The organism is Streptomyces sp. LARHCF249, assembly GCF_052871255.1.
The window spans coordinates 67,942-74,506 of the sequence record NZ_JBIXJQ010000021.1 but is presented as its reverse complement, the minus strand read 5'-3'; the positions used below and the strand labels follow the sequence as shown (position 1 = coordinate 74,506).

Here is a 6,565-nt window from a genome sequence, read left to right as displayed (position 1 = left end):
CCTCCGCACGCCCGCGGCGCGGCCCCCCCCGCCCGGGGGGAGCCCGGGGACGGAAACCGGGGCGGCCCCGGGACTTCTCAGTCCGGGGGCCGCCCCTTGGTACTGCTTACCCGCGGAGGCGCTTACGCGCCCTTCGACAGGTCCGGGCCGGAGCCCGTGGCCTCGATCGGGGGAAGGTCGGGCAGCGCCGACTTCTCCTCGCCGCGGAAGGTGAACTTGGCTTCGTCGCCCTCACCCTCCACGCCCACGACCACGATGTGACCGGGGCGCAGCTCGCCGAAGAGGATCTTCTCCGACAGCATGTCCTCGATCTCGCGCTGGATGGTCCGGCGCAGCGGGCGCGCACCCATGATCGGGTCGTAGCCGCGCTTGGCCAGGAGCTGCTTCGCGTCACCGCTGAGCTCGATGCCCATGTCGCGGTCCTTGAGGCGCTCGTCCACCTTGGCGATCATCAGGTCGACGATCTGGATGATGTCTTCCTGCGTGAGCTGGTGGAAGACGACCGTGTCGTCGACGCGGTTGAGGAACTCGGGCCGGAAGTGCTGCTTGAGCTCTTCGTTGACCTTCGCCTTCATGCGGTCGTAACCGGTCTTGGTGTCGCCCTGGGCCGCGAAGCCCAGGTTGAAGCCCTTCGAGATGTCCCGGGTACCCAGGTTGGTCGTCATGATGATGACCGTGTTCTTGAAGTCCACGACCCGGCCCTGGGAGTCGGTCAGGCGACCGTCCTCCAGGATCTGGAGAAGGGAATTGAAGATATCCGGGTGGGCCTTCTCGACCTCGTCGAAGAGGACGACGGAGAACGGCTTCCGGCGGACCTTCTCGGTGAGCTGGCCGCCCTCTTCGTAGCCCACGTAGCCGGGGGGCGAACCGAAGAGGCGGGAAACCGTGTGCTTCTCGCTGAACTCCGACATGTCGAGGGAGATCAGTGCGTCCTCGTCGCCGAAGAGGAATTCGGCGAGCGTCTTCGAGAGCTCGGTCTTACCGACACCAGACGGACCGGCGAAGATGAACGAGCCACCCGGGCGCTTCGGGTCCTTCAGACCCGCACGGGTACGGCGGATCGCCTGGGAGAGCGCCTTGATGGCGTCCTTCTGGCCGATGACCCGACGGTGGAGCTCGTCCTCCATGCGGAGCAGTCGCGAGGACTCCTCCTCGGTGAGCTTGAAGACGGGAATGCCGGTCGCGGTCGCGAGGACCTCGGCGATGAGCTCGCCGTCGACCTCGGCGACGACGTCCATGTCGCCGGCCTTCCATTCCTTCTCGCGCTTGGTCTTCGCCGCCAGCAGCTGCTTCTCCTTGTCACGGAGAGACGCCGCCTTCTCGAAGTCCTGGGAGTCGATGGCCGACTCCTTGTCGCGGCGCACGGCCGCGATCTTCTCGTCGAACTCGCGGAGGTCCGGCGGCGCGGTCATCCGGCGGATGCGCATCCGGGAGCCGGCCTCGTCGATCAGGTCGATCGCCTTGTCCGGCAGGAAGCGGTCCGAGATGTACCGGTCCGCCAGCGTCGCCGCCTGGACGAGGGCCTCGTCCGTGATGGAGACGCGGTGGTGGGCCTCGTAACGGTCGCGCAGGCCCTTGAGGATCTCGATCGTGTGGGGGAGGGAAGGCTCCGCCACCTGGATCGGCTGGAAGCGGCGCTCGAGGGCCGCGTCCTTCTCGAGGTGCTTGCGGTACTCGTCCAGCGTCGTGGCACCGATGGTCTGGAGCTCACCACGGGCCAGCATGGGCTTGAGGATGCTGGCGGCGTCGATCGCGCCCTCGGCGGCACCCGCACCCACGAGGGTGTGGAGCTCGTCGATGAACAGGATGATGTCGCCGCGGGTGCGGATCTCCTTGAGCACCTTCTTCAGGCGCTCCTCGAAGTCACCGCGGTAGCGGGAACCGGCGACCAGGGCACCCAGGTCAAGCGTGTAGAGGTGCTTGTCCTTGAGGGTCTCGGGGACCTCGCCCTTGACGATCGCCTGGGCCAGGCCCTCGACGACGGCGGTCTTGCCGACGCCGGGCTCGCCGATGAGGACCGGGTTGTTCTTGGTACGGCGGGACAGCACCTGCATGACCCGCTCGATCTCCTTCTCGCGCCCGATGACCGGGTCGAGCTTGGATTCGCGGGCCGCCTGGGTGAGGTTGCGGCCGAACTGGTCCAGGACGAGCGAGGTCGAGGGCGTGCCCTCGGCCGGGCCGCCGGCCGTGGCCGACTCCTTGCCTCCGCCGGTGTAGCCGGAGAGCAGCTGGATGACCTGCTGCCGGACTCGGTTGAGATCGGCGCCCAGCTTCACGAGGACCTGGGCGGCGACGCCCTCGCCCTCGCGGATCAGGCCGAGCAGGATGTGCTCGGTGCCGATGTAGTTGTGGCCGAGCTGGAGGGCCTCTCGGAGCGAAAGCTCCAGGACCTTCTTCGCCCGCGGGGTGAAGGGGATGTGGCCGGACGGGGCCTGCTGCCCCTGACCGATGATCTCCTCAACCTGCTGGCGAACAGCCTCGAGCGAAATCCCGAGGCTCTCCAGGGCCTTAGCGGCGACACCCTCACCCTCGTGGATCAAGCCCAGGAGGATGTGCTCGGTGCCGATGTAGTTGTGGTTGAGCATCCGGGCTTCTTCCTGAGCCAGGACGACAACCCGCCGCGCGCGGTCGGTGAACCTCTCGAACATCGTTTATCGCTCCTCAGAGCGGTCGGGCAGTTCGGGGTCGGTCCCCGCCCTGTCCTTCCGCATGCTAGTCCCGTGGGGCGGGACAGCTCATTCCAACTGCCGACATCCGTCCACGGCTCACCCCCGCTTCGGCGGGGAAAACCGGCTTGAAGAGCCGACTACTGCTCCAACTCGATGGTGCGAGACGATGTTCCCGCAGGCCAGGCAGATACCCGTCATGCGTGTACGCCGATGGCGAACGGGAGCCCGGTCAAATCAGCGTGTCGCCCCGATCCACTAGGAATGTCTTACCCGTGAGGACTGACACTCCATGCCGGTGGCACCGGTTCCCTCCGCTAAGGGCGAACACAGTTCCGTCCCGAATGTGGGACTCCGCCTCTGTGGACGTTTACGTTCCGCATGGGGTTGCGTGCGGAGTGTCACTCGAGCCGTAACCCTCAGGCGCCCGTGGAGTTGCTCAGGGCATGGCCTCCAGCACCGTCGGCGTCCCCACCGTCCCGCTGCCCCGCGTCCCGGCCGGGGAGGCCGCGTACTCCGCGCACGCCTCCTGGTACGAGGGGGTGCTCGGCTGGCCGGTGACGGGCGGCCCGCCCGTGCAGCTCGTCACGGGGTCCCGGTTCGACGTCCTGGAGCTGCCGTCCGATGCGGGGGCGGCGCTCTTGCGCAGGCCGGTCGATACGGGCCCGGTGGCGCTCATGGGGCGCAGGATGCGGTTCTTGGTGGCCGCGGGGAGCGCGGAGGAGCTCGACGGGCTGCTCGAGTGGCTGGAGTGGGGCGGGGTCGCCCTGGATCTCGCCGCCCTGGGTGCGGGTGGCCGGATCACCGCCCCGGCTCCCCCCGGGGCGCCCCCGGGCCCTCGGGAGGCCGCCATGTGGCTGCGACCCCCCGAGCAGGGGTGTGAGGCACTGCTGCCGGCCCTGCCGGGTCCCCCCGGGCGGGGCACCGGGCCCGCCCGCGGGCCCGATCTCGTACGCCTGGTGGCGGCGGCGGCGACGGAATGCCACCGCGCGCGCCTGCGGCGCCGTGCGACGCGGTGCGGTCAGCCCTTGGCCTTCTCGTAGGCCTCGCGGATCTCGGCCGGGACGCGGCCGCGGTCGTTCACGTTGTAACCGTTCTCCTTCGCCCACGCGCGGATCTCGGCAGTGTCCGGGTTCCCGGCCGTGGCCGAGGCGCGGCCCTTGGCGCGGGCCGCGGTCGCGCGCCCACCGGTGCGGCGGCCGCCCTTGGTGTACGGGTCGAGCAGACCGCGGAGCTTTTCAGCGTTGGCGGTGGTGAGGTCGATCTCGTAGGTCTTGCCATCCAGAGCGAACGTCACCGTCTCGTCCGCCTCGCCACCGTCGAGGTCGTCGACAAGAAGGACCTGAACCTTCTGTGCCACCGGGATTTCCTTTCATCGAAAAGCAGTACGCGGAAAGGAAACCGCTTTTGCCTGGAAAACACAAACCCCAGGGAGAGGTTCAGGACCGCAACAGGGCGGGAAACGTGCGCGATTCGGACATAGGCCACGGGTGCGTGGAGCACCGGAAAAGCCAGGGCCATCGATCAGAGGTGCAGAAGCATCCGACTGTTGCCCAAGGTGTTCGGCTTCACTCGTTCGAGACCGAGGAACTCGGCGACACCCTCGTCATAGGAACGCAGGAGCTCCATGTAGACATCGGTCTCCACCGGGGTCTCGCCGATCTCGACGAAGCCGTGCTTCGCGAAGAAGTCCACTTCGAAGGTCAGACAGAAAACCCGGCTCACCCCGAGCGCGCGGGCCGTCCGCAACAACTGCTCCAGCACCAGATGACCGACGCCGGCGCCCTTGAGCTCGCGGTCGACGGCGAGAGTGCGTACTTCGGCGAGGTCTTCCCACATCACGTGGAGAGCGCCGCAGCCGACCACCTGTCCGTCGGAGTCCCGTTCCGCGACCCAGAACTCCTGGATGTCCTCGTAAAGGACGACGGGGGCTTTGTCGAGCAGGATCCGCTGCTGCACGTACTGGTCGAGCAGGCGCCGCAGCGCGGGAACATCACCGGTGCGGGCACGGCGGATCGTCACTGTTTCTGCATGTGCAGCGGAAAACTCTCCCATGGGCCCGGACGCTATCGCCCCGGTCCCTCCGTACGCGCGCCGGAGTCCCCTTCGGACGGGGCGGGCGGCGCGGGCGGGGCGGTGGGCCCGGCGGCTCCGGCGGCCCCTGCCGCGTCCGCCGCTTCTGCCGCCTCGTCGTCGTGCTGGACGATGCGGACGGCGTCCCGGAGGGCTTCCCGCTGTTCCGCGGACATCATGCCGAAGAAGGCGACGAGGGCGGCCGCGGGGTTGTCACTGGTCGACCACGCTTCGTTCATCAGTGCGGCCGAGTATGCGGCGCGGGTGGAGACCGCCGTATATCGATAGGCGCGGCCTTCCGCTTCCCGGCGGACCCAGCCCTTCTGATGAAGATTGTCCATAACGGTCATGACCGTGGTGTACGCGATGGACCGTTCCTGCTGGAGGTCTTCCAGCACTTCCCGAACGGTGACCGGGCGGTTCCACTGCCACACCCGCGTCATGACGGCGTCTTCGAGTTCTCCCAAGGGGCGAGGCACAACAGCACGATAGTGCGGCTTGTGGGTAATTGCCCGACTATTCACTCGGCAACGCGCGACAAAATCCGGGGCCCCGAGGGGACCCCGGAAGGAGCCGGTTACTTGCCGGACTGCCGGGCGGCCTCGGCCTTGGCGATCACGGCGTCGACCGCCGCGTCCTCTTTGGCCTTGTTGGAGCCGCCCTGGCTCTTCACGATCGTCACGACGAGAGCGATGAAGAACGCGGCCATCGCGATGGGGGGCACGAGCGCGGAAACGTAGTCCATGCCCCTCAGCGTAGCCAGTGCAGCGGCCCGGCAGGTCTGCCGGGTCGCGGTGTCCGGTGCGGTCCCCCGCCAGCAGAAGGGCCGCGACCCGGTGCGCTAGCCGGCCGCCCTGCCCTCCGCTGGGGGCGGGGCGGGCTTGCGGCGCGGCGGGAAGACCTCGCCGGGGGTGGGGATCGGCCGCGGGGGGTGTTCGGGGTGCGGCGGTTCCTTGGGCTGGGGCTTGGGGCCGGGCGCGGCCGGCTCCTCGCGGCCGCCGGCCAGGGCCAGCAGCCGGGTCCGGGGCGCGGGGGTGGTCGACAGCCGCCGCCGTACGGAGCGCTCCGCGACGGCCTGGGCCCGGTCCAGCAGCGCGGCGGCGACCGGGTTGGCCCGCAGGGCGCGCAGGGCGGCCAGGTCGTCGGGCGCCGGCTCGTACCCGGCGGCCAGGGCGTCCTGGAGCAGCTCCAGGTACCCGGACAGGCTGCCGGGCAGGGCGCCCCGGTAGCGGGCAAGGTCCTCCAGGAGGAAGGCTCTGAGCCGGGCCGCCTCCTGGACCGCGTCGTCCACCGACTGCGCGAGGCGCAGGCAGTCCTGGACCTCCGAGGCCCCGAGGGGGGCCGAGGAGGACTGAAGGGCGTGGGCGAGCGAGCGCCTGAGCACGTGCAGCTCGGCGGCACTGAACGCCATGCCGCCGCGGGATCCGTAGGGCGTGGGCATGGGCCGAAGATACGCGCTAATCGGACAAAATCCCCTGAGGGCGGGCGGGTGCGGCGCGGCGGATCCCTCAGCCGGAGGCTTTGACCGCGGCCAGGAAGTCGGCCCAGGCCGCCTGGGTCGTGGCGAGCACGAGGTGGGCGGGGTCGGCGCGGTCGGCGACGCGCACGAGGGTGCCGGGGGCGGCGGAAACGTAGACGCAGGCGTCGTCCTTCTCGCCGCAGAACGAGGACTTCTGCCACACGGGCCGAGCGGTCATGGTGTCTCCTCGCGGGTGTTCCAGTGGGGGGACGGTATCGCCGTGTCCGGCCCTTGCCGGTGTCTTTAACGCAATTCGGCGATTCCCCGGTTCCCGGATCCGCCGCCGCGCCCGCCGCCGCGCGGCGAA

At 69.3% G+C, this 6,565-nt stretch carries 8 protein-coding genes; 1 reads left to right on the top strand and 7 read right to left on the bottom strand.

Annotated elements, in window-relative coordinates:
* Positions 1-122: 122 nt before the first annotated feature.
* Complete coding sequence (locus ACIPUC_RS36015) at positions 123-2,648, bottom strand: ATP-dependent Clp protease ATP-binding subunit (protein ID WP_446594602.1); 2,526 nt, start codon at positions 2,646-2,648, stop codon at positions 123-125.
* A 464-nt stretch (positions 2,649-3,112) separates the two neighbouring features.
* Here ACIPUC_RS36015 and ACIPUC_RS36010 point away from each other — a divergent pair, with 464 nt between their 5' ends.
* Entirely contained in the window at positions 3,113-3,709 is a 597-nt protein-coding gene (locus ACIPUC_RS36010) for an SCO3374 family protein (RefSeq protein ID WP_446594601.1), read from the top strand.
* On the opposite strand, the gene ACIPUC_RS36005 is transcribed toward ACIPUC_RS36010, so the two are convergent.
* The 6 genes from ACIPUC_RS36005 to ACIPUC_RS35980 all read right to left on the bottom strand — a co-directional run bounded on the left by ACIPUC_RS36005 (position 3,688) and on the right by ACIPUC_RS35980 (position 6,436).
* Positions 3,688-4,026, bottom strand: coding sequence for a histone-like nucleoid-structuring protein Lsr2 (locus ACIPUC_RS36005; RefSeq protein ID WP_362394864.1), 339 nt, complete (start codon positions 4,024-4,026; stop codon positions 3,688-3,690). The two genes, ACIPUC_RS36010 and ACIPUC_RS36005, sit on opposite strands and share 22 nt — an antisense overlap.
* Before the next feature lie 164 nt (positions 4,027-4,190).
* Positions 4,191-4,721 carry an amino-acid N-acetyltransferase gene (locus ACIPUC_RS36000; protein ID WP_446594600.1) on the bottom strand — a complete coding sequence of 177 codons (531 nt, stop codon included), beginning with the start codon at positions 4,719-4,721 and terminating at the stop codon, positions 4,191-4,193.
* 11 nt (positions 4,722-4,732) lie between these two features.
* Positions 4,733-5,218 (bottom strand): BlaI/MecI/CopY family transcriptional regulator, encoded by a 486-nt coding sequence (locus tag ACIPUC_RS35995; protein WP_446594599.1) that lies wholly within the window; start codon positions 5,216-5,218, stop codon positions 4,733-4,735.
* 98 nt (positions 5,219-5,316) lie between these two features.
* Positions 5,317-5,484, bottom strand: a complete 168-nt coding sequence (locus tag ACIPUC_RS35990) for a hypothetical protein (RefSeq protein WP_446594598.1) — start codon at positions 5,482-5,484, stop codon at positions 5,317-5,319.
* Positions 5,485-5,580: 96 nt separating this feature from the next.
* On the bottom strand, positions 5,581-6,180 hold the full coding sequence (locus tag ACIPUC_RS35985) for a hypothetical protein (RefSeq protein ID WP_446594597.1): 600 nt from the start codon (positions 6,178-6,180) through the stop codon (positions 5,581-5,583).
* Between the two features lie 67 nt (positions 6,181-6,247).
* Complete coding sequence (locus ACIPUC_RS35980; protein ID WP_446594596.1) at positions 6,248-6,436, bottom strand: DUF397 domain-containing protein; 189 nt, start codon at positions 6,434-6,436, stop codon at positions 6,248-6,250.
* Positions 6,437-6,565: the final 129 nt, after the last annotated feature.